This is a genomic window from Candidatus Manganitrophaceae bacterium, from assembly GCA_012960925.1.
GTDB lineage: Bacteria > Nitrospirota > Nitrospiria > SBBL01 > JAADHI01 > DUAG01.
Genome location: DUAG01000042.1, coordinates 75,666 through 102,069, shown reverse-complemented (window position 1 = coordinate 102,069; position 26,404 = coordinate 75,666). Strand labels below are relative to the sequence as shown.

General features: G+C 49.9%; 25 protein-coding genes, 1 tRNA gene and 1 pseudogene. 10 read left to right on the top strand and 17 right to left on the bottom strand.

The window, feature by feature from the left end; genetic code table 11:
• Nucleotides 1-479: 479 nt before the first annotated feature.
• Nucleotides 480-866 (bottom strand): cyclic nucleotide-binding domain-containing protein, encoded by a 387-nt coding sequence (locus tag EYQ01_06190; GenBank protein ID HIE65387.1) that lies wholly within the window; start codon nucleotides 864-866, stop codon nucleotides 480-482.
• A 184-nt stretch (nucleotides 867-1,050) separates the two neighbouring features.
• Here EYQ01_06190 and EYQ01_06185 point away from each other — a divergent pair, with 184 nt between their 5' ends.
• Nucleotides 1,051-3,576 carry a methyltransferase domain-containing protein gene (locus EYQ01_06185; GenBank protein ID HIE65386.1) on the top strand — a complete coding sequence of 842 codons (2,526 nt, stop codon included), beginning with the start codon at nucleotides 1,051-1,053 and terminating at the stop codon, nucleotides 3,574-3,576.
• A gap of 82 nt (nucleotides 3,577-3,658) precedes the next feature.
• Here the strand turns inward: EYQ01_06185 and EYQ01_06180 are convergent, their stop codons facing one another.
• From EYQ01_06180 to EYQ01_06130, 11 genes are all read right to left on the bottom strand, one after another.
• Nucleotides 3,659-4,510: a carboxypeptidase regulatory-like domain-containing protein gene (locus EYQ01_06180; protein ID HIE65385.1), complete on the bottom strand. Its 852-nt coding sequence runs from the start codon at nucleotides 4,508-4,510 to the stop codon at nucleotides 3,659-3,661.
• Between the two features lie 208 nt (nucleotides 4,511-4,718).
• A complete protein-coding gene (locus EYQ01_06175) occupies nucleotides 4,719-5,303 on the bottom strand; it encodes a PaaI family thioesterase (protein ID HIE65384.1) in 585 nt (194 codons plus the stop codon).
• A gap of 118 nt (nucleotides 5,304-5,421) precedes the next feature.
• The gene (locus EYQ01_06170; protein HIE65383.1) at nucleotides 5,422-5,847 is read right to left on the bottom strand and encodes a hypothetical protein; all 426 of its coding nucleotides are present in this window, start codon (nucleotides 5,845-5,847) and stop codon (nucleotides 5,422-5,424) included.
• An 11-nt stretch (nucleotides 5,848-5,858) separates the two neighbouring features.
• The gene (locus EYQ01_06165; protein HIE65382.1) at nucleotides 5,859-6,911 is read right to left on the bottom strand and encodes a type IV pilus twitching motility protein PilT; all 1,053 of its coding nucleotides are present in this window, start codon (nucleotides 6,909-6,911) and stop codon (nucleotides 5,859-5,861) included.
• A gap of 170 nt (nucleotides 6,912-7,081) precedes the next feature.
• Complete coding sequence (locus tag EYQ01_06160; protein ID HIE65381.1) at nucleotides 7,082-8,518, bottom strand: hypothetical protein; 1,437 nt, start codon at nucleotides 8,516-8,518, stop codon at nucleotides 7,082-7,084.
• A 147-nt stretch (nucleotides 8,519-8,665) separates the two neighbouring features.
• Complete coding sequence (locus EYQ01_06155; GenBank protein ID HIE65380.1) at nucleotides 8,666-9,466, bottom strand: SHOCT domain-containing protein; 801 nt, start codon at nucleotides 9,464-9,466, stop codon at nucleotides 8,666-8,668.
• 135 nt (nucleotides 9,467-9,601) lie between these two features.
• On the bottom strand, nucleotides 9,602-10,408 hold the full coding sequence (pyrF, locus tag EYQ01_06150) for an orotidine-5'-phosphate decarboxylase (protein ID HIE65379.1): 807 nt from the start codon (nucleotides 10,406-10,408) through the stop codon (nucleotides 9,602-9,604).
• A 480-nt stretch (nucleotides 10,409-10,888) separates the two neighbouring features.
• Nucleotides 10,889-11,362 (bottom strand): HD domain-containing protein, encoded by a 474-nt coding sequence (locus EYQ01_06145; GenBank protein HIE65378.1) that lies wholly within the window; start codon nucleotides 11,360-11,362, stop codon nucleotides 10,889-10,891.
• A 156-nt stretch (nucleotides 11,363-11,518) separates the two neighbouring features.
• On the bottom strand, nucleotides 11,519-11,956 hold the full coding sequence (locus EYQ01_06140) for a hypothetical protein (GenBank protein ID HIE65377.1): 438 nt from the start codon (nucleotides 11,954-11,956) through the stop codon (nucleotides 11,519-11,521).
• A gap of 35 nt (nucleotides 11,957-11,991) precedes the next feature.
• A complete protein-coding gene (locus EYQ01_06135; GenBank protein ID HIE65376.1) occupies nucleotides 11,992-13,191 on the bottom strand; it encodes a hypothetical protein in 1,200 nt (399 codons plus the stop codon).
• A complete protein-coding gene (locus EYQ01_06130; protein ID HIE65375.1) occupies nucleotides 13,178-13,438 on the bottom strand; it encodes a response regulator in 261 nt (86 codons plus the stop codon). The genes EYQ01_06135 and EYQ01_06130 overlap by 14 nt, the downstream gene beginning before the upstream one ends.
• 364 nt (nucleotides 13,439-13,802) lie before the next feature.
• Between EYQ01_06130 and EYQ01_06125 the strand changes: the two are divergent.
• From EYQ01_06125 to EYQ01_06105, 5 genes and pseudogenes are all read left to right on the top strand, one after another.
• Nucleotides 13,803-14,708: pseudogene (locus EYQ01_06125) on the top strand (DUF3179 domain-containing protein).
• Between the two features lie 93 nt (nucleotides 14,709-14,801).
• Nucleotides 14,802-15,944, top strand: coding sequence for a DUF3047 domain-containing protein (locus EYQ01_06120; GenBank protein ID HIE65374.1), 1,143 nt, complete (start codon nucleotides 14,802-14,804; stop codon nucleotides 15,942-15,944).
• A gap of 25 nt (nucleotides 15,945-15,969) precedes the next feature.
• Complete coding sequence (locus EYQ01_06115) at nucleotides 15,970-17,523, top strand: mercuric reductase (GenBank protein ID HIE65373.1); 1,554 nt, start codon at nucleotides 15,970-15,972, stop codon at nucleotides 17,521-17,523.
• Complete coding sequence (locus tag EYQ01_06110) at nucleotides 17,524-18,270, top strand: TVP38/TMEM64 family protein (GenBank protein ID HIE65372.1); 747 nt, start codon at nucleotides 17,524-17,526, stop codon at nucleotides 18,268-18,270. It begins immediately after the preceding gene.
• Between the two features lie 84 nt (nucleotides 18,271-18,354).
• Entirely contained in the window at nucleotides 18,355-19,596 is a 1,242-nt protein-coding gene (locus EYQ01_06105) for a PD-(D/E)XK nuclease family protein (GenBank protein HIE65371.1), read from the top strand.
• 26 nt (nucleotides 19,597-19,622) lie between these two features.
• Here the strand turns inward: EYQ01_06105 and EYQ01_06100 are convergent, their stop codons facing one another.
• Entirely contained in the window at nucleotides 19,623-20,198 is a 576-nt protein-coding gene (locus EYQ01_06100; GenBank protein HIE65370.1) for a hypothetical protein, read from the bottom strand.
• A 137-nt stretch (nucleotides 20,199-20,335) separates the two neighbouring features.
• On the opposite strand from EYQ01_06100, the gene EYQ01_06095 reads away from it, so the two are divergent.
• Nucleotides 20,336-20,422: transfer RNA gene (locus EYQ01_06095), tRNA-Leu, on the top strand.
• Between the two features lie 113 nt (nucleotides 20,423-20,535).
• Here the strand turns inward: EYQ01_06095 and EYQ01_06090 are convergent.
• Both EYQ01_06090 and EYQ01_06085 read right to left on the bottom strand, forming a co-directional pair.
• Nucleotides 20,536-20,733 (bottom strand): hypothetical protein, encoded by a 198-nt coding sequence (locus EYQ01_06090; protein ID HIE65369.1) that lies wholly within the window; start codon nucleotides 20,731-20,733, stop codon nucleotides 20,536-20,538.
• Nucleotides 20,734-20,784: 51 nt separating this feature from the next.
• Complete coding sequence (locus EYQ01_06085; GenBank protein ID HIE65368.1) at nucleotides 20,785-21,198, bottom strand: hypothetical protein; 414 nt, start codon at nucleotides 21,196-21,198, stop codon at nucleotides 20,785-20,787.
• Nucleotides 21,199-21,545: 347 nt separating this feature from the next.
• On the opposite strand from EYQ01_06085, the gene EYQ01_06080 reads away from it, so the two are divergent.
• From EYQ01_06080 to EYQ01_06070, 3 genes are read left to right on the top strand one after another with little or no spacing between them, the layout of a single operon-like run.
• The gene (locus EYQ01_06080) at nucleotides 21,546-22,127 is read left to right on the top strand and encodes a thioredoxin family protein (GenBank protein ID HIE65367.1); all 582 of its coding nucleotides are present in this window, start codon (nucleotides 21,546-21,548) and stop codon (nucleotides 22,125-22,127) included.
• A 29-nt stretch (nucleotides 22,128-22,156) separates the two neighbouring features.
• The gene (locus EYQ01_06075; GenBank protein HIE65366.1) at nucleotides 22,157-22,696 is read left to right on the top strand and encodes a pyridoxamine 5'-phosphate oxidase family protein; all 540 of its coding nucleotides are present in this window, start codon (nucleotides 22,157-22,159) and stop codon (nucleotides 22,694-22,696) included.
• Between the two features lie 2 nt (nucleotides 22,697-22,698).
• Complete coding sequence (locus EYQ01_06070; protein HIE65365.1) at nucleotides 22,699-23,736, top strand: hypothetical protein; 1,038 nt, start codon at nucleotides 22,699-22,701, stop codon at nucleotides 23,734-23,736.
• An 83-nt stretch (nucleotides 23,737-23,819) separates the two neighbouring features.
• On the opposite strand, the gene EYQ01_06065 is transcribed toward EYQ01_06070, so the two are convergent.
• Together EYQ01_06065 and EYQ01_06060 are read right to left on the bottom strand one after the other, a co-directional pair.
• The gene (locus EYQ01_06065; GenBank protein ID HIE65364.1) at nucleotides 23,820-26,126 is read right to left on the bottom strand and encodes a hypothetical protein; all 2,307 of its coding nucleotides are present in this window, start codon (nucleotides 26,124-26,126) and stop codon (nucleotides 23,820-23,822) included.
• Nucleotides 26,092-26,400 (bottom strand): hypothetical protein, encoded by a 309-nt coding sequence (locus EYQ01_06060; protein HIE65363.1) that lies wholly within the window; start codon nucleotides 26,398-26,400, stop codon nucleotides 26,092-26,094. Before EYQ01_06060 ends, EYQ01_06065 begins: the two co-directional genes overlap by 35 nt.
• Nucleotides 26,401-26,404: the final 4 nt, after the last annotated feature.

Below are 26,404 nucleotides of genomic sequence, written 5' to 3'. Positions count from 1 at the left end.
TGATTCATTCGCAGTTTCAAATCAACCAGATACGCCGCTTTTTTCAAGTACTCAATACACCACTTTCAGTTATAACTCATGCCGATATTGAGTCAAGTGAACCCTTCCATAGCGGGCGGTCGCATGGAGATACCCCCCGGATGAAGAGAACAGGTTGTATAAACATTATGTAGTATGAGGTTTTTTTAATAAGAAAAATGTAGTCAGGGCTACGGAACAACGAGGGCGCAACCTCTTCCTCTAGGAGTCTGTCGGAGAGATAGGGTCGTCGCGAAGTGAATGGAAAATAGAAACAAGTTTTTAGATGATTTGAGTCGAATAGCACCGCGATCTAACGATAATAACCTGAAAAAGGGCCTATTCGCCGTCACCGCAGTACATCCTTTATTTCTTCGACAGACTCTAAGATCATCCGAAGAGTATCGAGTTGAAAAAAGGTCCCCCATGATCCCCTATTCAGTGAGGATTGAGCCGCTTTCTCAAAAAGATCCGGCTTGAGAAGGACGAAGACCGATCAATTTTGTCAAGCGAAAGGAGAATTCGGGTTTTTTCCGGACCATGGACAGGAAACGTTCTTTATTGATGATGCAGATCTGGCTGTCGTCCAGGACTTCGAGCTCTCCGAAAATCTCCCCCGGTTCCAGAAGGGCGATTGTCACCTCCCGTCCATCCTCTGAAACTCGAGAAATCTTGACACGTCCTTCTTTTAAGAGATAGACTTGCTGGCTTGGGTCACCAGGGAAAAAGATGGGGGGGGTCTTTACCGATTCCATTCGGGTAATTCGATCCAATTTCTTCATCTCTTCCAGGGTCATTTTTTTGAGAAGCCTGATCTTTTTGAGATACCATATCTTGCTTTTGAGCATAGAGAGGGATGATAGTTCAAGCGCGGGGATAAATCAATAATGAAGAGGGGGGAACCCAAAAATCAAACCCAGAAAGGGTGGTGCATCCTACAATATGTGTTTGTATGGTAGGATACATTTTTTACCGGAAAACTATCATAGAATTCATGGGTTACGATCATAATAACAACGATTGGAGTCAGGTATGATCTCTGTTCATTTTGAAGAAAAGAGCCGATTCTTCGCTCCGGTTTACCAGGAGCATTCCAGTCATGGGCTGAACGTCCTGATTGATCCGGAGGAACCCCATTGGATTGCGACGGACGCTCGTGGCGCAGATCTGATGAGGTCCCTTGATGGGAGAAACTTTACCGAGATCGTTGCCCGGTATTGCCGGGAAGAAAGAGTGGATTGGACGAAGGGCTGGCTGCATTGCCGGACATTTCTGCAGGATGCCCTTCGGAGCGGTTTTATTTCCACGCAGCCCTTCCACCGTGCCCCCTACCCCGGAAGGGGAGAAGTACTGAAGCTTGACCATCTTTCAGACCTCTGGCTCCATGTGACCAACGCCTGCAACCTCTCCTGTGCTCATTGCCTGGTCGATTCTTCTCCAAGCGGCCTTCCAGGGGAGGGGACGGAATTCTGGTACAAAACAATTGATCAGGGGCGAGCGCTGGGCGTGACCCGATTCTACATCACCGGAGGGGAGCCTTTTCTTCGCGACGATATCTTTGACCTGATTGACCGAATTCTGCCTCCCGAGACAAAAACGGAGTTGATTATCCTGACGAATGCCATGCTCTTTCGCGGTGAGAAGTTAAAGCGCCTGGCTGGCTATGATCCCCTTCGCTTGAAACTACAGATCAGTCTGGATGGTCCCACCGCGGGAATCAATGATCCGATTCGGGGGAAAGGGACCTTTGATGCCGCCGTTCGCGGTATTAAGGAGGCGATCGGCCTGGGGTTTTCTCCTACCCTGACGACGGTTGTCAACCGATCCAATATCTCTGCTTTAACAGAGATGGTCCACCTTGCCTCCTCACTCGGGATTAAAAATATCCATCTTTTGCTGAGCCATCATCGCGGGAGAGGCCTTGATTCGGAGGCACTCTCCTCTCCCACTGCTGCGTCATTGCTGGAGGCATTCATCAAGGTCAGACGGGCGACAGAACAAGCCGGGATGACCTTTGACAACCTCGATTCTCTCAAAGACCGGCTAATGGGACGGGCCGGCGTAAAATCCGATCTTTCAAATACCGCCTACGAGTCACTTTGTGTTTATGCCGACGGTCAAGTCTATCCCTCGGCGGCCCTGGCAGGAATCCCTTCATTGAAGATGGGAAACCCCGTGGAAGATTCACTTGAAAATATCTGGAGGACATCCCCAGTCGCACTTGAAATCCGAAAGGGCACGGTACAGAGAAAGGCCAAATGCAAGGACTGCTATCTCAAGTATCTCTGCGGCGGTGGGGACCTGGAGCACTCCTTTCTTTATAGCAAACAAGTGATGGGAGAAGATCCCTTTTCGGATTTTAATGAAAAATGGATACTGGAGGTCCTCTCTACCCTTGCCGAAGAAGGGTCGCGCCAGAAAACACCCTCCGGCTATGACCGGCCGATCCTCTTTGCGGTAATGGGAGAAGGCGCCATTCGGGACGATGCCCCCCCCGGTTCTTCCTCCCGCGACGGCTTTGAAGTGGCGCTTTCCCGATCGGCCTGTGTTTTATCCGTCGATCTCGACTATTCAAGGCGTGTGGTCAGTGATTTCTACGGGGATGCCGCCGAATCCCCCCAGCCCGAACTCTGCTGCCCCGAGGGATACCCAACGGAGGACTGTGACCATATTCCGAAAGAGGTTCTGGAAATTTCCTATGGCTGCGGAAGCCCGATCGGTCTTGCAGGGATACAGACTGGAGAGGTGATGGTTGATCTTGGATCAGGCGGTGGAATCGACTGTTTTATCGCCGCAAAAAAGGTGGGACCCGAGGGTCAGGTGGTCGGAATTGACATGACCGATCGGATGCTGAAAAAAGCGCATGAGGCAAAAGAAAAGGTGGTCGCAAATCTTGGGTATGAGAATATCGAATTTAAAAAGGGCTACCTTGAAGAGATCCCTCTGCCCGATCAGTTTGCCGATCTGATCACCTCCAACTGCGTGATCAACCTTTCTCCCGATAAAAAACGGGTCTTCATTGAGATCTGGCGGGTATTAAAAGACTTCGGGCGCATTGTCATTTCCGATACCATCTCGGAAAAACCGGTCCCAGAGGGAATGAAGGCCAATCCCCGATTGTGGGGGGAGTGTGTTTCCGGGGCGCTGACCGAAGAGGAATACCTGGCCAATCTGGAGCGGGCCGGTTTTTATGGACTTTCGATTATCAAGAAAGATCTCTGGAAGGAGGTCGAGGGATACCGCTTTTATTCCGTAGTCATTCGGGGTTACAAATTCGAGAAAAAGGCGGGGTGTACCCATATCGGCCAGAAGGCGGTATATCTGGGACCGATGCAGGCCGTCATCGATGAAGAGGGGCACCTCTTTCCAAGAGACCAGGAGGTCGAGGTCTGCACAGATACGGCGGCCAAACTTCAGCAGGCCCCTTATAAATCTTCCTTTGTCGTCACTCAGGGAGAGGCCTTTGTGGTGAGGGAGTCCTCGCCTGACGCGTCCGATATATCTGTATCTGATACATCAAACGATGAAGCGTGCTGTGAACCGGGAGGCTGTTGCTAGGAAGCTTCCGGATTAACAAGAAACCAGGGCACAAAAAAAAGGGGAGCGCTTAAATGCGCTCCCCTTTTTCAACAACAGGCGCTTATTTTTTTGCAAATTCAAAGTTACCCGCAGCATCCGCACCGCCTGATACGGTAATCGTCTGCTTCTTGAAGCCAAGGGCCGGATGAAAGGCCTTGAGCTCATATTTTCCAGCAGGAATGTCCCCAATCTTGTAAGTCCCATCTGCATTGACGATCGCATAGTAGGGATTGCGAATCGGCAACGCCCAGACATTCATGTAGTTGTGCTGGTCGCACTCAATCAGATGGAAGGTGTCTTTCTTCTTGAACCAGGTTTTCTTCACCTTGATCGTGATCTCCTGATTCAGTTTCGGAACGGGCTTGTTGAAGACTGTTTTCCGGAGGACACCTTTGACATCATAGCCATGCGGGTTGTGGAGGATTCCTCCGGCTGTCTTTGGGCTACTCGGATCGGAATCCAGATTTTTCACCATGATGACCGATTTTTTCCCGGTCTTCTTGGCATTCAGAACCACCGTCACCATCCGGGAAGGACCTTGTCCCTCGGCAACGAGGAAGCGGCAGTTATCCGCAACGATCTTCATTTGCAGATCAGCCGCGTTGAAGGCCTTTCCCTTCGCGATTTTTTCAATATAAACCACGACATCACCGAGTCCGCCGTCCTTCACCTTGACATCTTCGCGAAACCGCGTTCCGTCTTTACTGTCCACTTTTGCGCAAAACTCCGCCTGCGGAAACTTGCCAATCGGAAACTCCTTAGGTGCGGGGACTGCCCCTTTGAAGGAAATCTTCCCCGATATCGATCCGCCGTTGCTGACAGATCCCTCTGAGTACGCAGCGGCAAACACGAGTGTTGCCGACAACATACTGTAAGCGATTGATAAACCAACCAGTTTAAACAACTTACTCATCTGTTCATCTCCTTATTTTGCTGTCCTGAATTAAAAGAAGTCAATAGGTAAGCCCCTTTACTTATCCAAGTTTCTTCTTCTCTATATAAAAGTCTCTAAATGCACTCATAAGTGATGTACCATGGCACCTTCAGAAACACGACGCAAAGCGCGAGGGGCGAAGCGCGATTATCTTATTGTAACGATATATATTTGTCAAGATCCTTTTTTAATCCCTTCCTTCGGTAACATTTTCTAATGAGTCAACGGGATACACTGGGTCCCTGGACAGAGGTGGGGGTTCTCCATCCGAAAGAAGAACCTTCCAGTTTTCCGGAAGTTGGTCGATCCCCGCAATCTCCTTGAACCTTTCCATCGAGAGAGGAACCACCTTAAATTGTCCTTCCGCGAGTCGGTCCCCTTTCGCATTACAGGCCCTGATCTGAACGACCAGGGGTTTCCCCTTCTTTCCCTCCTGGACGATCGATCCAGAGAGCGATATCTGAATCCCTTCCCGTGCCGGTCGAAGGTACTTGATATTTGCCGAACGGAGTACCCAGGCGGCCTTGATTTCACTTCGTAATATTGTTGGCACCCAGGAAGCGAGGCAGTCCATGGCCGTGTAGATGGCCCCTCCATGCGTGATGCCAGGGAACCCGATGGTTTTTCTTGATGTCTGAAATCTCCCGAGGAGCTGATTGCTGTTTTCTGGGTCTCGGAAAACCTCGATCTTCAGCCCTGCTGCATTGTCATGTCCGCAACCAAAGCAGTCATTTCCCGGGAGAAGGTCTTTGTTGATGATTCCCATGGCCATGATTTTCTAGAAAGTCTGCCTGTCTTATAAAAGGATGTTCCTTGGTGATGTACTTTACAGGAAAGAGATCCACTGCCGCAAGGTCTGCGGACGTTTGTGGCTGTTTCTGGGAGGAGGTTTAGTCGTGTACGGAAAGAATGAACTTCTTATTGAAATAAACAACTAATCCCGGTTGATAAAGGGGGAGAAAGGAGAGTGGTTGATCGAGGAAATCCTTAACCCGGGAAGAATTATTCGGGAGATTTGCATAGATGTCCCCTTTCATCTCTTTGCCATTAACCATGGTCAGTTGGATGGTATATTGATTTCCCAATGTAATCAGTTCATCCTGTTCCCCTGGAGCCTGGATCGTGACTGAAACGATCTGTGAGCGATTCAGGAGCAGGACCCCTGTCGATGTCTTTACCGGGATAAAGGTGTGCTCTCCGTTGAGGATATCAGCAATCGTTTCGGACAGGAGAAAGACCTCTCCTTCAATGCCGCTTCCATCCGCAAGTGAGATATTAACCCGCTGAGTCTTCTTTTCAATCCATTGTTCATTCACGGTGCCATCTCCTAGGGGGTCACTGGAAAGAGACCCTTATTGACTGCATACTTGCGTGCTTCATTCACCGTGACTTTTTTTGCCGCAACCAAGGCCTGAAGCGCCTGATCCATCGACTGCATTCCTTCCCCTTTTCCTGTTTGGATGACGGAAGGGATCTGGAAGGTTTTTCCTTCCCGGATGAGGTTTGAAGCGGCCGTGGTGACCGATAAGATTTCCAAGGCGGCACAGCGTTTACCATTAATGGTTTTCAGCAGTTGCTGTGCGATGACCCCTCTGAGCGATTCCGCCAGCATGGCTCGAATTTGCTCTTGCTGTTCTGTCGGGAAAACATTGATGATCCGGTCAACGGTTTTTGCCGCGCTGCTTGTATGGAGCGTTCCAAAGACCAGGTGGCCGGTTTCCGCAGCGGTAATGGCAAGTTCAATGGTCTCAAGATCCCGCATCTCACCGACCAAAATGATATCGGGATCTTCCCGCAGTGATGCGCGCAAGGCTGAGGCAAAAGACCGCGTATGTCGTCCCACCTCTCGCTGGTTGATGAGGCAGCTCTTACTGGTGTGCACAAACTCGACCGGGTCTTCTATCGTAAGGATATGTTCTTTCCTCGTCTTGTTGATGTGATCGATCATCGCGGCGAGCGTGGTTGATTTTCCGCTTCCCGTCGCTCCCGTGACCAAGACCAGCCCCTTATTTAAATCGGTAAACTTTAAGACGCTGGCGGGAAGGCCGAGCTCTTCTACCGTTAATATTTTCCCTGGAATCATCCGAAAGACCGCACTGATACCAAGGCGGCTATAAAAAATATTGGCCCGGAAGCGTGCCTGTAGACTTGGGACTTCATAGGCGAAGTCAATATCGTGCTCCGCATCAAACTTCTTTTTCTGGGCATCGCTCATAATTTCATAAATAATCGTCTTGTTGCCCGTATGCGTCGTTTTTTGTTCCATGAGCGGAGCCAAGTCCCCCTGAGTCCGCATCAGGGGGGGGGTCCCCGGGGACAGGTGGAGGTCGGAGGCCCCCTTCTCTTTCAAGGCTTTAAAAAGCGTGTCAATTTGTGGCATGATGATTTCCCTTGAGGATGAATCTCCGATCCTCTTATCCCGGAGTGAGGACGATGCAGGGGGAGGAGAAGGAGGTTTGGATTGCTTAGACTTTATGAGAATAGTTTAGCATAATGTTCGTGATCGGCAAGTCTGGACTTTCCCGGGCGTGTCTATCGGAAAACAAGGAACTATATCCCTTCCCTTTTTATTTCTTCTATCTCTCTCTTGATGGATTGCATCAAGGGGCTGCCCTTTTCACTCTTGAGGCGGGCCTTATTCAGCTGACGAAGCGCCTTCTCAGGCTCAAGATCAAGGCGGTAATACCGGCCCAGGTGAAAATGTTCCTCTGCAGGCAGCGATAGTGCGCGGAAAGATTGGGCCAGTTGAAGGTGAAGAACAGGATCATTGGGGGAGCGCGCCTGTGCCAATTTAAGATGTTCAATCGCTTCAAGGTGGTGTTCCTCGGCCTGTGAAATCATTCCGAGAACGGCATGCGGCGCCGCCTCTTTTTCCGAAAGTTGAAGACTCTTCAAGGCCGCTTCTTTTGCCCGATCGGCCTGCCCCAGCCCCGTATAAACCTGGGTAAGATCCGCATAGTACAGCGGATGATCCGGATGGAGCCGGAGCGCCTCCTGGTATTCACGTACGGCTTTTTTGAACCGCCCGGATTTCAGGGCAAAAAGGCCGGAGAGGTAATGCTGTCTCTCCTCGCTCAGGGGACCCTTCTCCTGTCCCAAAGGAGGGGCCGAGAGATCCATCTCTGCCCCTTCCCCTGCCCGTAAGATCGTCAGGAGTCGCCCCCAATCTTGAATCCCGGCTCCCTGGCTCCTTCTCCCTAATGAACGATTTTGGAGAAAGGCATCCACCTTGGCGCGTCGATCATCGACGCCGGGATGTGTCGAGAGATAGGCTGGAATGGGTGCGCCGGAAAACCGTTTGTAGAAAGCAAGGGTTTTGAAAAAATCAGACAAGCCCGCTGGATGATATCCAGTCTTCTGAAGGTATTTGATGGCGAAAAAATCGGCCTCCTCTTCATTCTTTCGGCTGAAACCGAGCTTAAATGTGATATTTGCGGCCGGTGCGATGACGCTGGCGGCCGCTTCTCCTTTTCCCGCAAGAACCGCCCCGATGACAGCAGCCATGGTAGCCAGGTCAATAGCCCCCATCTTTTTTGCATCTTTAAAGTGGTGGTCTCGTGTGACATGGGCGATTTCGTGGGCGAGTACCCCGGCCAGGGCGTCAATACTGCCGAGTTTATTGAGCAAACCATCAAATATAAAAATATAACCACCCGGGATGGCAAAGGCGTTGGCCTGGTTCTGTTTTACGATTAGGAAGTGATAGTCAGAAGGGTCTTCTCCAATGGCTTTAAGGATTTTCTCCCCCACCTGGTTTACTGTTGTCACAATTTCGGGTTCTTTGACAAAGGTAAATTCTTTTCTTGCTGCCTGAAGAAATTTTTTCCCAAGGGCTTTTTTCGGATCAGGATCTTCACCCAGTGCTTGATCCTCGGAAGTGACTTGCGGGGGTTTTGAAATGGTCTCAGGATTACGATGAGGTCTCCCCCCGGCACAACTCAGGAGGAAGACCAGGAGAAAGAGAAGGGCAGATCGTATCAGAGACACGCGCGCCCTTTCTTTGTTCCGGAACGAACCGGGTGTTGATTACAAAATGTACTAAAGAACCCCGAACTGGAAGAAAGGGATTTGGGCTCGAGATAGGTATCCATGATTGACTGAAGGTTCCTTTCTGGAAATTTTTGGTCGTGATTGTTAAAACATCTTGAGAATGGATCTCTTCTTTTCGAGGTACTCCTTTTCAGTGATCAGGTCTTCTTTGCGGAGGTGCTTCAGAGTACGTAACTTCTCTTCCAGGGTCTTTGTCGAAAGAGGTAGTGAGGAGTCCTTAGAAGGGAAAGAGGGATCGGGAGAGGGAAAAGAAAGTGCGGCATAATCAATGACCAGCCAATGTGGGTCGGATCCGACAAGGCCGATCAGGTTCTTGAAACGTCGGTGCGTCATGTGGTCGGCTTCAGACAAGGCAAAAGCGTATTTTCCCTTTTCTGAAGGTGGGATTCTTTTTCCGACGGAGGTGAGGGGGAAGCTTTTCCTGAGCGGTGATTCGTAATGATTAATCCGGAGATGAAGCTGTTTTCCCTTGACGAGGATAAATCCCGAGGTGATGGAAACGGCATGAGCATTCTCAGGAGCGCTGTGGTAAAAATTGATCTGTTCCGAGGGATCGGCCTCCGCCAGGGCCTGAGAAATCCGGATGGCCATGGCTTGGGCAGTTTCCGAATCAAAGAGAGGCCGCCGTTTCTTTTCTCCTGAAATAATAGAATTCAACAATCCGGTGCTAGGCTGGACTTTGACAGAACTCAAGAGCAACTGTAGGCGTTTCGGAGATATCGCTACAGGGTGATCATAAGGGGAAGAGAAGGAGGAGGCCTGTCGCCCTCCTTTATCCAGTAAGACGAGGAGGTCGGGCGCTTGATGAACGGTCCGCTGCAATTGCGCCTTGTTGGTGCAGGAAACCAGAGAAAGAAAAAGGAATGTTAAAACCAAGTACCGCATCTTTTCCCCCTGATGGATGGAAGGTCTACCCATTTCCACTAAAAGAATCGTAAAGACCTGTGTGCGTTCTCAATGAAGACACCCTGTTGGGCGTGTGTCGGGCGCTTGAAGGGTTTGCAAGAGAATGGGTGGTAATCAAGTCGGCTCAAGTGCGCCTCGGATTTCTTCGGCGACCGCTTGAGCGGCATGGACCGGGTTGCTTGCGAGATAGATCGGTCTTCCGATGACCAGGTAATCCGATCCGTTTCTGATCGCTTCTCCTGGGGTCATGACACGTCGCTGGTCATCTTTTGCCACCGGCATGGAAGTCGGGCGAATGCCGGGAGTCACAACAACAAAATGATGGCCACATTTTTCTTTTACGGCCTGCACTTCCAGTCCAGAGCAGACTACGCCGGCGCATCCGGCCTTTTTGGCCATTTCAGCATATTTTACAACGCGCTCTGAAACGGGGATTGCGTAGCCGAGGTCTTGTGATTCTTCTTCACTCGTACTGGTTAAGACGGTTACCGCGAGGACATTTGTCCTATTTTGCATTGCTTCAACCGCTGCCCTTAGTGCCCGCTCGCCCTGCTGCGCGTTCACCGTAAAGAATTTGACTTCTGTTTTTGAAACAACAGCGGATGAAACGCCGCGAACCGTGTGCGGAATATCGCTAAACTTGATATCGAGGAAGATCCGTTCTCCACCGCCAAGCGCTTCGTGAATTTGATGAATAATTTTTGTTCCCTCTGCGGACATAAACAGCGTGAGACCAATCTTAAACATCCCAACATGGCCCTTCAATTGATCCACGACGCTTAAGGCCTCCTCTCCAGAATGAAAGTCGAGGGGCAGTATTATCCTGTCTTTTGGCTCCGTTGGCACAGGTCCTTTCGCATGGTGGGGATAGGCGGAATCGAGTCTGCATGAAACCGCTCTCGGAAGTGATTGAAACTCCATACAGGCGATATTAACAAAAATGGTTGATTATGATCAAGGAGACCCCAAAAGATCCAAGGTCGGCGATCGGATCTTGGTGTAAACCGCATCCGTCTCCTGAAAGACAAGGCCAGAGACCATGAAGGCGAGCGAGGCATACTCACCTGTACGTTAGAACAAAATTAGCCTGTTAATCTGACTTCCCACGCGTCCTTATTTCTGGCAAGGATAAATCGGGTCTGACAAACCGGACAAAAAGCGCCGTCTCCTTCAGCATGCCTTTTCCCAAGCGCAATCGTTTGGCCATCTTTCGGACAAGCAAGGAGGGGGATCGCTCCATCGCTGTGCAAAACGGTTTTTTCGAATACTCCTTCATCCCAGATCGATAAAAAAAGATCGACGAGTTCAGGGTCAAAATGTGTTCGCTTGTGCTTTCTTAAATAGACGAGGGCTTCATTGGTCTTGATCGGCTGTCGGTAGGGGCGATGGCTGGTCAGTGCGTCAAATACATCGGCAATCGCGATAATTCGCCCTGCTGCAGGAATCTCCTCTCAATCCTTCCGGATAGCCGTCTCCGTCATAGCGTTCATGGTGAGAGTAGATTCCCGCGGCCGCCGGTTTAAGAAATTCAACTCCTTGAAGCAAGCGCCTTCCTTCTGCCGGGTGGGCCTTGATTTTTTCAAACTCTTCAGGCGTTAGCTTGCCGGATTTTTTCAAGATATAGTCTTCCGTCGATATCTTTCCAAGGTCGTGAAAGAGGGCGCCCAGTTCGATAGAGGCGACCCTTTCCTTCGACCAGCCGAGACGCTTTGCTGTTGCAGTCACATAGCGGGAGACCTGCCAGGTGTGCCCCGCGGTATAGGGGTCTCTCCCCTCAACCACGTTGGCCAGGAGATTCAAGGTGTCGAGATCTGGCCCGGTCAAATGACGACGGCGGTCACGTCCGAAACCCTTTAATAAATCCAACCCGCCCATGACACCTCCTCGCAATAAACCTGGAGCCTTCAACAGATCTTTTATTTAGTATAGGAACATTTCATAATACGATGCTGTAGCCTTTCCTACAATAAAAATAGTCCCCCTGTTTCCAGGGGGACTCCAGTAAAGATCCAGAAAAGCTGAGACGAAGACTTATCTGGCATGCGGTGAAAAGATCGCATTGTCGTGGAAAAGATCATCAAACTGATGGAAGATCTCTCCGGACGCGCGAGGCGCTTCAACCGTCGCATCAAGAGTTCTTCCGCCAGCGATTGGACGTCCATGGGCATAGGTCTTATCAGCCCAGTACTCTGTTGTCGGATCGGAAACATTTGCATTCGGATTGATCAGCAAGGATCCGTTGTTAGGGTTGATCCAGAGGAAGGGCTTCCAGATCGGTGTCGGCGGGATGATATCGCCGCCATTAGCGTCGGGATTCCGAAGGAAAGGAGGAAACCGGAGCGATGATGGTGGACCACTGGGGTCTGACCGCATCGGCGGAGGAGGCCAGTTTAGCTTTCCATGAGGATTGAAGGTTGGATTGATTCGGCCGCAGGGTGTTCCTTTCGGGTGGGATGCATTGTCGCACATCTTTGCTTCCCCATATCCTTCGGTCCTTTGACCGATCACAAGGCCATTTGACCCATTGGCTTCTTGAAGGCGCTGTAAATCGGATCTGCAAACGATTTACCAATGATGAATGGTGGAGGATTAAATACAAATGGATTTGTGTCCGCCGTTGAAAACTGGTAACCATTAAGTATGGTTCCCCTACCATCAATGAAAGGCAGCAAGCCATCCTGGTCTCCGGCTGCTGGAAAGACATCCTGCTGCTGAATGACGTCAAAGTGAGGACGGAATCCCCACCCCGCCCGCCACTGGACCTCAGCGACTTTCGGCGCGCCGCAGGTCGGTTTGAAGTCGAATATCTCGAAGCTGTGGCTGCCTCCATTTCCGAGTTTGGAGATATCGTCATGGAGCGGCTTGCTGAAATCGACATTCCGGAAAAAGTGAGTCTGCTTGTCAAGGTTAATGACCTTTACCTTCACCTTCTCCCCTTGGGTAAACTCTTCGATCGTACCTCCTCCGTTTGGCCCGGCTCCATACATCTCATTATTCATGTAAACGGATACAAAACGGTAGCCCCCAAAATCTCCGGGAGATAAGCCGTCTTCATCCTGGAGAACTTCCCATGCCTCGGGGGGAAGCTGTTTCTGATTTTCAGCCAGATCGGCCCACTCCTGCCAAGTCCCCGCAGATGTTTCGTTTAGCATTGTGTAAACGGTTGCCGCATCAGATCCATTGATAACTGCCTGTGCTACTTTATACATTTTTTTCTCCGGAGCGGCCTCTCCGATCCAGGCGATGGATAGCAGTTTATTGCGTTCTGCAAAGCTTCTCCCTTGAGGGTCTAGCTCTATTGGATTAATCCCGCTGCCGGGGTTCTCCTCTAACATTTTCTTTTTATGGAAATTCTCGATCTCAAAGACCGGCTGGAGAAAATGGATTCTTGGTGGGTGTTCCCGCCATCCCCAGGTATAGATTCCGCGAAGCATCCCCAACGGCGGGTGTTTTACCGTCACTTGGGTTACTGATGGGGCCTCAATCGGAACCCAAACAGAATCGAGTCCCTTGAAAGGGAAAGCGACACTGGTTTTTTTATCGAGCATGACCGTTGCGGGCGAGAATTCTTCCCGAACCAGTGAATAGATCTTATAGTTCACATGAAGGAGGTCTTCTCTTGCTCCGACCGGAACACGAATCATAAAGGTATCGGCATCAAACTGCCCATCATACCAGAGCATATTGACATCAACATCCCACACTTTTTTCGGCTTCCCATCCAGGCCTGGAGCGGTTCTTCCGGCAAATCTCGATTCCGCCCAGATTCGGGATCATCCAGTCCAGAAGGATGAACTCGGGCTGGCATTCCTTCCATAGGCGAAGCGCTTCAGCGCCATCGGTGGCCTGGATCGTTTTAAATCCGTCGTCATGGAGATAAAGACTGAGGATGGAGGATGTTTTCGGGTCATCTTCTACGATTAAAACAAGTCCGTTTGTGAATCGATTCATTGCGTTTCAGGTCTCCTTGAATTAGGACAAACGCCTAGGGAAAGTCGTGTTGTTCCGGATTTTAAATCATAAACAGCGAAATGATATCAGATAGTTTATAGACTTTTTGTAAGCCTCATTACACTTTTCAATATTTTTCTATTTTGTTCAAGCATAAGAATAAAATGGGAATAGTCTGGGCAGACTGTACGCCAGACTACATCAGAGAAACTCTGGATCTGATATTGATATCTTTTTAATACGGCAGGATCACCCTGGATTCACTTTGGTTTATCTGAGAATTGGATCTTTGGACCCCCCCCCCTCGGTTTGATGGGTGATCTGTAAAATGTTATTCTACTTTAGGACTCTGCAGGAGGCCGATATGAAAGGACTTAAAAGTATATTCCTCATCGCGCTCGTTGTACTTTTGATGGGATTTGATTTCTCGAAACATAGCATCCCCCGATCCGAGATTCGCTCCGGAGGGCCCCCTAAAGATGGCATCCCTGCCATTCTAGAGCCCAAATTTGTCCGGGTAGATCAGGCGACCTTCATAAAGGATCAGGACCGCGTACTCGGTCTGGTGCATCATGGAGAGTCCAAGGCCTATCCAATCAATATTTTAAACTGGCATGAAATCGTAAATGATGTCGTCGGTGGTAGACCAGTGTTTATCACTTATTGTCCCCTTTGCGGAACAGGAATGGCTTTTGACCCGACATTTAATGGAAGGGTATATACCTTTGGGGTGTCTGGTCTCCTCTATAAGAGTGATGTCTTGATGTACGACCACCAGACCGAGAGTCTCTGGTCTCAAATCCGAAAAGAGGCCGTTACCGGGGAGATGATCGGGTCTCGACTGACCCTTCTCCCTCTCATTCACACCACCTAGAAAGCATGGAAGAAAGAACATCCGCAAACCCCGGTTCTTTCTACCGATACCGGCTATCGTAGAGACTACGGTCGTGACCCGTATGCAGGCTATGCGGATACAGACCGACTTATATTTTCTGTTGGAAAGATTGACCCGCGTTTCCCGCCAAAAACCTGGATATTAGGCGTGGAGAGAAACGGCATTACGAAGGCTTATCCCTTTCCAGAGTTGGATAAAGGTTCTGTCTTTATTGTCGATATGTTGGGGGCGGAGGAGGTTCGCATTGAGTATGATCGAAATTCCCGGACCGCACGAATAAAAAACAAGGATGGAGATGATCTTCCAACCGTGGTTGCTTGCTGGTTTGCGTGGGCTGCCTTCCATCCAAAGACCGAGGTTTATGCGCGTCCTTAAGTCCCTTTAAAGGTCGTCTAAATGGAGAAATGGGACCCACTTGAGGAGGAGTCGATATGGAAATAGATCTGACTGAAATTCAAAAAAAGCTGAATGCGGCATCTTGTCCTGTCTGCCACAATTCTACAATCGATGTCGCATTACGGTGTGATCTGGGATATGGGGAATGTCTTTCAACAGGAACCTGCCGGACCTGTGGAACGGTGTATGAGATCTCGAATGAGCGGAGTACCCTGGAGAAGAAAAGAAATGATCTTCCTCCCCCGGTTTGTCCGAGATGTAAAGCCTCAGAGGACTCAGAGATCGACATGGAGATGCGGTGTGAACTGCCTTCACGTCAATGCTTTTATGTTGCGCATTGCCGGAAGTGTGATCATCCATTTTTTCCCGAAACGGTTACCGGTTCTTGATGTTTTTCAGGTGGTCAGTATACAGTTTCGGAATGATAGGAAAGAGGCTTTGATGAAATGTGCCAAGCGTCTGTATCTCTTTCTGATACCGTGGGCAATCAGTTTTATTTTTTTGGGATCTCTGTCGCCAAGACCTTCTTTTGCATTGGAGGAGAGCCTGCGTCTCCTGAGTGATCAAACGAAAGAGGATGACCTTCCCGTTGGTTGGCAGCCCTTAACATTCAGAAGTGTCTCCCGCCATACTGAATACAAGCTAATACAAGAAAAGAGCCGCCCTGTGATACGGGCGAAAAGTGACCGATCTGCATCCGGCCTTTACCGACCGCTGGATCTCGACCCGAAAGTCTATCCGATCCTTTCCTGGTGTTGGAAGGTTGACGGAATTATTTCAAAGGGAGATGCGACAAAGAAAAAAGGGGACGACTACGCCGCTCGTATTTATGTCACGTTCAAATATGATCCGGACAAGTCTGGTTTTCTAGAGCGATCTTTATTCCGCATCGCCAAGATGCGGGAAGGGGAGTATCCCCCGAAAGGCGCGCTCAATTATATCTGGGCAAACCGGATTCCAAAGGGAAAGGAAATCTCCAATGCATTTACAGATCGTGCCCAGATGGTCGCGGTTGAGAGTGGGGAGGAAAAAGTGGGCCAATGGGTCTGCGAGGAACGTAATATTTATGAAGACTATCTTTCCCTCTTTGGAGAAGACCCGCCAAGATTATCCGGCGTGGCGGTGATGACCGACACAGACAACACGGGTGAGTCTGCAAGTGCATTCTATGCAGATCTGGTTTTACATAGGGTGACCCATAAACAGCCGAATTAAGCCCGTTCCGGGAGAGGAAAAAGTTATGTCGTCTTCGGACGAAGGAAATAAGGAAATACTGATGCTGCCCGACGACGCATACAATCGGGCGCTTATTGAGAACGTCCACCCGCACGGCTGGATCAATCCGGAGCCCGCCGAAAAGTACAACTTGGTTGTGATCGGTGCCGGTACGGCAGGGCTCATTTCGGCGGCTATTGCCGCCAGCCTGGGTGCCCGCGTCGCCCTGATCGAGCGACACCTTATGGGAGGAGATTGCCTGAATGTCGGATGCGTTCCCTCAAAGGGGATCATTAGTGCCTCGCGTGTCTGGTCCCAGGTCAAAAACGCGAAGACCTTCGGGGTGGACGTTCCCGATGGGACGCAGTATGATTTCGGCACTGTGATGGCCCGAATGCGGAAGTTGCGTTCCCGCATCAGCCATGCCGACTCGGCTCATCGCTATCAGAAAATGGGGGTCGATGTCTTCATCGGAGAGGGACGCTTCACCGGATCCGACTGCGTTGAGGTTGGCGGAAAGGACCTACTCTTTTCAAAGGCCGTGATCTGTACCGGTGCCCGCGCAGCCACGCCAGACATCCCCGGCCTGAAGGAATCTGGTTTTCTGACCAATGAAACCGTTTTCTCCCTGACCGAATTGCCGCCGCGCATGGCGGTCATCGGGGCGGGTCCGATCGGATGTGAACTCACGCAGAGCTTTGCCCGTTTTGGGAGCCATGTCTGCATCTTTGAGAAGACCGACCACATCCTTCCCCGCGAGGATGCCGATGCGGCGTCTCTTGTTCAGGAGAGGATGAAACAGGATGAAGTCTGCTTTGTTTTTGAATCGAATATCACCCAAGTCGAAAAACGAGGCAACGAGAAGGTCATACATTTTGAAACCAAGGGCGAGAAAAAAACGCTGGTCGTTGATGAAATCCTGGTTGGTGTCGGCCGAGCTCCGAACGTTGAAGGCCTTGGCCTCGAGCGCGCTGGCGTCGAATACGATCTGCGGAACGGAGTCAAGGTAAATGAACGGCTCCAGACGCAAAATTCTCGTATTTATGCCGCCGGCGATATCTGTTTTCCTTTCAAGTTCACCCATACGGCCGATGCCTTGGCTCAAATTGTCATACAGAATGCTCTTTTTCCCCATCCTTTTGGTCTGGGTTATGCCAGCACCGAATCCTTAATCATCCCCTGGGTGACCTTTACCGATCCAGAAATTGCCCATGTTGGACTCTATGAAGCCGATGCAAAGGCGAAAGACATTGAGATCGATTCCTTCACGTTTCACTTGAACGAGGTCGATCGTGCCATTCTCGATGGCGAAGAAGATGGTTTCGCGAGGGTCCATTTGCGCAAAGGAACGGACAAAATTGTTGGGGCAACGGTTGTTGCGACCCACGCCGGAGAGATGATCAGTGAGCTGACCCTTGCAATGCAGGCTGGAATTGGACTCGGAACCATCGGGAAAACCATCCATTCCTATCCCACGCAGGCCGAGGTCATTAAAAGGGTTGCAAACGCATGGCGAAAGGAATCCTTCACAGAAGGGAAGAAAGATATTCTTCGCAAGTGGTTTTCCTGGACACGCTGAATGAAGGAACTGGAGTTTATGGAAGCAAGCCATCAAGGCAAAAAAGGGGTACTCGGGAAGGGAATCATCATCGGTTTATTTGTGATGGGCCTTGCCGCCTTCTTTTATTTCAATCTGGGGCAATATATAACCCTTGAATCCCTCAAGAAGAACAAAGATGCCCTTCGAAACTACACGGCCTCTCACCCTCTGCTGACGGTTCTCCTCTATATCGCCGCTTATGCCCTTCAAACCGCGCTGTCACTGCCGGGCGCGACCCTGTTTACGATATTGGGCGGTTTTCTTTTTGGTTCCCTGCTCGGAACCCTTTATGTGAACATTGCGGCGACAACAGGCGCAACACTTGCCTTTTTGGCGGCCCGTTATCTCTTTCGGGACACCGTTGAGACGAAACTGGGTAAAAGGCTTGCGTCATTCCAGAAGGGGTTTTCTGAAAATGCCTTTAGTTATCTCCTGACCCTGCGCCTGATTCCGCTCTTTCCCTTTTTTCTGGTTAATCTGGCATCCGGGTTGACCCGTATCCGTCTGGCCGTGTATGTGGCGGCCACCTCCATAGGTATCCTTCCGGGAAGCTTCGTATTCAGCAACGCGGGAAAACAACTCGGAAACATAGAGTCGGTAAAGGACATTGCTTCCGTCGAGGTCCTGGGTGCGTTTACCCTCTTGGGGGTGCTTTCCTTTGTTCCCGTTATTTACCAAAAGCTTAAGAAGCCTGCGATTTCCCGACCTGTGGACCCGGTGAAGTAAGCCTCCCTGGCAACGAATCCCGGTTCCGGAATTCTGAATTTGGGCTTTGACTTCTTACCGATAGGCGGTTAGAATCCGTCCTGAATGGTTACAATTTGGTTTGATCTCGCTTCATTTTTTCCGACGAGAACCCCGATGATCTACTCCCCATCACGATTGGAATCCTATCGCCAATGCCCCCAGAAGTTTAAATATACTTATATCGACAAAATTCCATCAGAGATAGAGGGGGTTGAAGCCTTCATGGGATCGAGGGTCCATGAGTCCCTGGAGAAACTCTATACGCACCTTCGATTTTGTAAATTACTCTCACTCGAAGAACTGCTTGAGGACTACCGCCAGATCTGGGAACTTAAATGGCATGATGAGATCCGGATCGTTCGTGCTGAGATGGTGCCCGATGACTATCTTGCGCTGGGAGAAAAGTGCATCATCGATTACTATCAGCGCTACCATCCCTTCGATCAGAGCCGGACGCTGGGGATAGAGCATCCCGTTAAATTTTCACTTGATGATGCGGGTCAATATATGATCCAGGGCTTTATCGATCGCCTGAGCCAACCTAAAGACGGTGTTATCTGGATACATGACTACAAGACCAAGGGATTCTTTCCCACACAGAAGGAACTGGATGAAGACCGACAACTTGCCTTCTACCAGTTGGCCATAAAAGAACTCTGGCCGGAGACGAAGAAAGTCGAACTGATATGGCACTACCTTATTTTTGATAAGGAGATTCGTTCCCGTCGAAGCCCGGAAGAGCTGGAAGAACTCCGTCAGGAGACCATCGCCCTGATTCAGGAAATTGAAGGTGCGGCGCTTTACCCCCCGCGTCAGAGCGGCCTTTGCAACTGGTGTGAATTTCAGAAGATTTGCCCGCTCTTCCGGCACCAATATGAAACAGAATCACTTCCTGAGAATGAATACATGGGGGAAGAAGGGGTCCGGCTGGCCGGTCGCCTGATCACATTGCAATCTGAAGAGGCCAGTGTCAAGGGAGAAATTGCAAAGGTCAAGGAGGCCTTGGGAGATTACGCCCGCAGAAAAGGGGTGGAGGCCGTTTTCACGAAGGACCATAAGGTTAGAATAAAGGTCTATGAAAACATCAAATTTCCCGGCTGGAAAGATCCCGGTCGACCTGCTCTGGATAAACTGATCAAAGCCTCTGGAAAATGGGAGGAAGTCTCATCGCTCGATGTTTTTGCCCTCTCCAAGGCAGTACAGAGTGGAAAGTGGGACCTGGAAATTTTAGAAAAGGTCAAGGAACATGGCAATAACGACCCGACCCTGTGGATCAAGGTATTCCCGAAAAAATGGGGCAGGTAAGGATCCTGACCTCGTTTGTCTCCTATTTACTCGCTCCTTTGAAAAATCGTTTTAAAAATATTTTTTCGTGCGTTCTCTGTTTTTGCAATGTCCTCCTTTAGTTCCCTGGTCTTTTGAATCGTCGCAATTTTCCGGGAAATGCGGGAGTCCGCACTTTCTGATAGAGATTGCTTGAGATAAATCTCCCTGGGGATAACAAAGCTGTAAAGGATTGATCCGAGCAGAGCGACACCCGAGAGCAGGAAAGCACACTTGAATAAAAATCCTCCTACGTATCTCGAGATAAGAAAAAGCAGCAGGAAGGCAAGGCCTGAGGCGACCAGGATGTTTCTGTCCCTTAAGGGATCAAACCACTTTTGAAGGTTTTCCGGGAGACGGTTTAATTTTCTTTCTGCGGAGGCGGTAAAGGTGTCTGTCGCGAGCGGAGCGAGATCCGACTCTCCGAGTACCTCAACGGTCGCTCGGTATCTGAGAGGAACCTTGGACAGGGTGTCGGTCAAAGTGACCACCCCCTCAAGATTCGTATATTTGTAGATCTCTGCCTGGATCCCGCTTGGGCTGAACAGAAAGAACACTAACAAAATCAAAATGATCCGATTCATTACGACCTCCGAGTCTGTAAAAACTCTATCGGATGAATGCGGATCTGTCAACGGGTCCCAAGATCGGAGATTGGATCTTGGGACGGGCCAATGATCTTGATTAATCGAAGGAGATATGCTAGAAGGGGCCTTCAAATGGGCGTGTGGCGGAAACGGTAGACGCAGCAGTCTCAAAAACTGCCGAGGGTAGCCTCATGTCGGTTCGATTCCGACCACGCCCACCAAGGAAAATCAATGGCTTAGGAAATTCTTCCCCTCTCATTGGATCTTCCCCGTTTTGTTTGGCGAGGTTCTGGTCAAGGTCCAGCATGACTTTTGTTTCAGGAGACCAAGTTCTTCACGAAAGGAATGCACCATACAATACGATCAGGACAAATACAAGAATGACGACGAAGGGGATTGCACATCCGAGGGCAAGCAGACTGTTCCCGAGTTCCTGCATTTTTGTTGCTGATGAATCGGGAGGGGCTTCGTCGCAGGAAGGACAGGCAAAGGTCTTGGAATGAAGCTCTCTACCGCACTCTTTGCACTTCATAGGGGCCCGCACGAAGACAGGCATGTAATATCGACAATAAGACGGGACACGTTACCAGGTAATATTTTCTGCTGTCTGTACTTTGGCCCCCAAAGCGATATTTTTCTCCTGTTTTGTGTACACGCTGACGAGATAACTGTATATCCCTTTCCCGATGTTTTTTCCGGGATCTGGGGCGTCTTTAGAAGACGATTTGACCATCCTGACGAAATTATCGCCAAGGTCTTTTGCCTTTTTTATGGACGTATTTTCGGGAACAACAAGAACAAGGCTTAGATCATCACCCTTTTGAGGGATGATCGCCTCAATGACCCCTGGGAATTGTTTGATACGGTTTATCACTATTTCCTTTGTTGTGTCATTCAGAAGCGGCACCTTAGATCTTAGAGTGACGATGATACTGAAAAATATAAAAATGATTATGAGTGCAAAGGCGCCATCTCGGACAAAGGTTCTCTTCTTCACAGGATTTCCGCAATGCGGACAGGCTCTGGCCTTTGTACTGACGTTCTCACCGCATTCTTTACACGCGTATAGAGCCACAATATAATCCCATTACACACAGACTCGAGTAATCCTTGTTATTCGATCTACCCTCCCCCATGCAGAGGCGTTTTATTTCCGGAACACATAGACTCGAAAGGTGCTTCAATATAGCAAATCTGGCCAATAAAATCTGTCGTAAATTCGATGAATCAAGCGCAAAGCAGTCGGCCTGCTTGATTCATCGTTAATTATGGTACGATGGCGAAGGGCTGGTAGGCTGAATCGCAAGATGTCCGGTTCTGGACTTATTATAAAGGAGGATAACGATGGCATTCACCCTGGGAATTGGTGACAAGGCACGAGATTTTGTGTTACCCGCAACAGATGGGAAGACCTATCGCCTATCAGACTTTTCTGAGGCAAAAGTGCTTGTGCTTTTCTTTACCTGCAACCACTGTCCTTATGTCATTGGTTCTGACGAAGTGACCCGTGCGACGGCTGAACGCTTTAAGGACAAGAATGTTGCCTTCATCGGCATCAACGCCAACAGTGAAAACACTTATGCGTCCGATGATTCTGAACACATGGTGGAGAGGATGAATCAGCATCATTTCCCGTGGGTCTACGCCCGGGACAAATCTCAGGAAGTCGCTTTGGCCTACGGGGGACTGAGGACCCCGCATTTCTACGTGTTCGACCAGGATCGAAAGCTCGTTTACACGGGCCGTGGGGTGGATAATCCGAGAAACGCAGCCGAGGCAGGGGTCAATGACCTTGACCGGGCACTGGAGGAGCTTCTGGCGGGGCAGGCGATCAGTACGCCGGTGACAAATCCCATCGGCTGCAACATCAAGTGGGAAGATCAGGATGCGCATTGGATGCCACCGGAAGCGTGTGATCTTGTCTAATGGGCAGCATGATTTTCAGGAGTTGAACTGTGGCAGATAAATTTGACGTGTTGAGCGATGAGCATATTGTGTTCATAAAAAAGCAACACCTGTTTTTTGTCGGGACGGCCGGGTCAGAAGGCTTCGTGAATGTCTCTCCCAAGGGAATGGATAGCTTTAGAGTCATCAATCGCGCCAAGGTGGTGTGGTTGAACTTAACCGGCAGTGGGAATGAGACGGCCGCCCATGTGCTTGAAAATCGCCGTATGACGGTCATGTTCTGCTCATTTGACAAGCAGCCCCTCATATTAAGATTGTTCGCCCAGGCCAAGGCCATCCATCCGAGGGACGGAGACTGGGAGGATCTTTATTCACTCTTTCCTGAGGATGTGGGTGCACGGCAGATTTTTGAGCTTCAACTGATCCTGGTGACGACCTCTTGCGGTTATGCCGTACCCTATTTTGAGCTAAAAGAGGAACGCCCTACATTATCCCAATGGGCTGAAAGTCGCGGGAAGCAGGGGATTTTGGACTATTGGGAAAAACATAATCAACGGAGCCTGAATGATAAGGAAACAGGAATTTTTTAGAAATGAATAAGCAGGCAACCCAAAATGAGGCCACAAACGGCACCGTGATAAAGGCGGCAGAAGCAAATATTCGAGACACCGTTTCCATTGCCTTGGGCCATACACCGAGAGAGCGGGCCGTTATTATTTATGATACGAAGTCGGACTTGTCGAAGCTCTTGACCGAGGCCTATCAAGTGGTTCTTCCAGATGCTGTTGCCTTTGATTTTAATCAATCTGACCCGGAGGTCATCCTGAGGCAGTTCAGCCTCCTGTCCCCGGACGACCTAGTCATTCTGGTCCAATCCACCAGTTTTCGTTTGAGCCAGTTTCGCATACGGCTTGAACTCTTTCAAAGAAAACTAAAGGTGATCGAACATCCTCATCTCGGCCGGTTTCCCGAAGAAGAGGTTGCTGTTTATGTTGACGCGCTTGCTTATGATCCTACTTACTACCGAACGGTCGGACCTCTTTTGAGAGATCGTATTGCCCGGGCGGAAAGAGTCAGGATCATCTGCGAGGATACCGAGTTAATCTACGACACGACTTTTTTAGATCCCAGGTTGAATATTGGTGATTACGAAGATATGAAAAATATCGGCGGCCAGTATCCAATCGGGGAAGTCTTTACGGAGCCGAAAGAGATCAATCGCCTGAATGGAACCGTAAGGCTATTTGCCTTTGGCGATACTGACTTTCGTGTCAATGTTCCAAAAGAACCCTTCACGGCACGGATTGAAGGAGGACTTCTGGTTTCCTGTCCTGATGCGCCGCTTGGCTTTCAGGGGGTTTTGGATATCATCCGGGAAAAAGAAGAGGTCGTCTGGGTCCGTGAGCTTGGATTTGGCCTGAACCGTGCGTTCAGCCGGGATCGACGCGTGAGCGATATCGGTACCTATGAACGAATGTGCGGCATTCACCTTTCCCTGGGGGCCAAACACTTACAATATAAAAAGCCGGGTTTCCCGAAAAAGGGAGGATTTCACGTCGACGTCTTTGTTGACGCCCAAGCGGTGGAGATCGATGGCGTCACTATTTTCCAGGACGGAGCCTACAGATAGGACCCCTGAGATAAAACTGAAAACCCCGCCCAGAGAGGCGAAAAATAACGCATCAGATCTGCTCCTTGGCGCGGTGGGTCGCTTCATTGATGTCGGGTTATCTTACAATCAATTTGCTTCAACTCAGAACGTTGTGACGTCTTAAAATATCTCTCCTGCTCGTGCCGTGTGTTCCTCTCGACAGGAAAGAGCACCTCCAAGGCTTCGCATAAAAGGGCTTCGTACTTCTCAACGTCATAGCCCCAGGCTCCATCGATAAAACCCAGTGCCCTGGCGCGATCCGACGGGACCCTTGCCTTCATCTCTGTGATGACATAGGAGATCGTCTGTCCCGGCATCAGCCGAACACCTCTCACCGCCAACTCATTGGCAACAATCGCAATGAGACTCGCCTTCTGATATTCGTGAGGTTCTTTTGACAAGGCTTTTGAAATCGCCAGATCAACAAACGGGATCTGTCCGGACCGCAACTTGTCCCGATATCCTTCAAAACAATCCATCACTTGCGGCAATAAGAATTGGTATGCTTCCTGATTTCGCGCAACTGAAAGGATCTCAATCATTTCAAGCTGAGCGCGTTTAATAAAGACCGGCGTGTCCGACCGCCGGGCCTCTATCCCGCGGAGCTTTGTCTTGCCGGAGCGATAGACCCCCAGATAACAACCTGGTGTCGCGAGACCTGGGTTGGATTTAGACGGCGGGAAATGGAGCCAGTTGAAAATCCCTTCAAAGGCAATCGGTATTTCACAGTACTTTGAAATCTTAAGGGCTAGGGCCTCATAGGCGGCTTCGCTTGTCCCCGGCTTTCTGATCATGAGGGAATCCACAATGGCATGAATCATCTCGAAGCCTTCGGCTTCTACGAGGGATTTCGCCTGAAGGAGTTTCTCACGCGAGTAGGCGGTAATCGCTTCGTGGGCCTCGATCTTCCCAAACCGGGCATTTTTATATCCCTGATAACCAAAGGTTGTGACCAATCCCCATTTCAGCGCCGATTGCCGTTCATCATAGATTCGTTTTTGTTCTGGATCTTCCGTCTTCTTCATGAGCCGCTTGTATTCGGTTCGTTTGTCCAAAAGCGGTTTGAGAAAACGGGGAATCAGTCCCTTCCGTTTTTTGCAGAGGTGATGACCGATTTCGGGAACAAGGTTATGGGAACAGCAGCGACAGTTGATTGTTTCAGGAGAGATGTTGTACTTCACCATGATCGACGGATACATCGAGGCGAAGTCAAGTTCGCCCACTTCTTCATGAAAACCCAGTTTTGGGGTATAGGTCAGTCCGCCTTTATCGCTTAGTAAAAGTTGACTGGCGCTTTTAAATCCCTCCGGTTGTCGCTTTCTCCAGGGAATCAGAATGTTCTCCTGAAAGGCAAGATCCATCTGCATCGACGTGATCCCTGTCCCCGTCGAGGTCCGCGCCATTTGCTGGACCGGGATCTTGGAGAGGCGGGCGAACTCAAACACCCCCTCTAATTCCGTATGGCTTGCCAGAAAAGAATTTCGGGTATCAATATGCCACCGACCAAAAAGAAGCCGCGCCTGCGCCTTGTGAACAATCCGGCCATAAGAAAAATAAGATCGCTCTTTTCTGGCCTTCACTTTCCGAGATGGTTCCCGGTTGAGATTCAGCGGAAGGCCAAGCCTTTCGGCACTGGAGATGAGTTGGGGCAGAATACAAGGATCGCCCCACTCCGAGAGAATGAGATCGGGGTCATAACGCTCTAGCAGGGAATTGAACCGGTCTATGATTTCAGTTCCCGTTTCACTCTCACCCACCCCCTCGATCACATGCGTGATCCCTTCGATTGTAACCTCCAAAGGCTTCACCCCACACTGGTCTGGGTGAATCGACTCCCCTTCCATTTTCAGGTGCATAACCGATAAAGGAGGAATCGTATAGGCTGTTGACCAGGGCGAATCCATCAGCTCTATCCTCTGGATCTTTCCTTTCTCCCCAACCCCGACCTCACAAAAAGCCAAGGGGAAGAGCCTCTTTGAGAAGAAATAAAGCTGCGGCAGAGAAAGATCACAATTGTAAAGGGAGAGGGTTTGAGCACGATCCCCTTTTTTATTTTCAAGGGTAATAACCCACTTCACAACCTTGGCATAGTCAAGAGGATTGAAGACGGTCACTCGGGCAACAGGAATGGTTGCCCCGGAATAGAATTCGATACCTTCCGAGGGTTTGATGCGTAGTGGGAGTTTTAACCTAGGGATAAACGAGAGGGTCTTTTTTAATTGTGCCGACGGGCCACCGATATAAAACGAGGGGCTAAAGGTGTCGAAGAGTCGATGTTTTTGACCTGATGAATCGATAAACCAGAGACGCATTCCCCCATAAACCGGGTAGACATCAAAGATCCACCCCTTGAGTGTTTTCCTGGGCATCCATCTCTTTCTCGTTTTTGTCTAGTTCCAAAAGGGCAACCCGTTTTTCCAGGAGGTCATTTGATTTGGTGGATTCGATCAGCATAGCCACCACCATCGCCTCAAAGGGGCTGGCCTTTGAGGCATAACTCCCAGCGGCCACATGATATTTGGCCGCACGAAAAAGGCCGTCGAGATATTCCTGATCCTCACGCCGCAATGCCCGGCGAAAAGCACGCCAGGATGAAACCTCTTGTGCAATGAGTTGTGTAAATGTCGCGAGGGTTCTGCCCATGGGT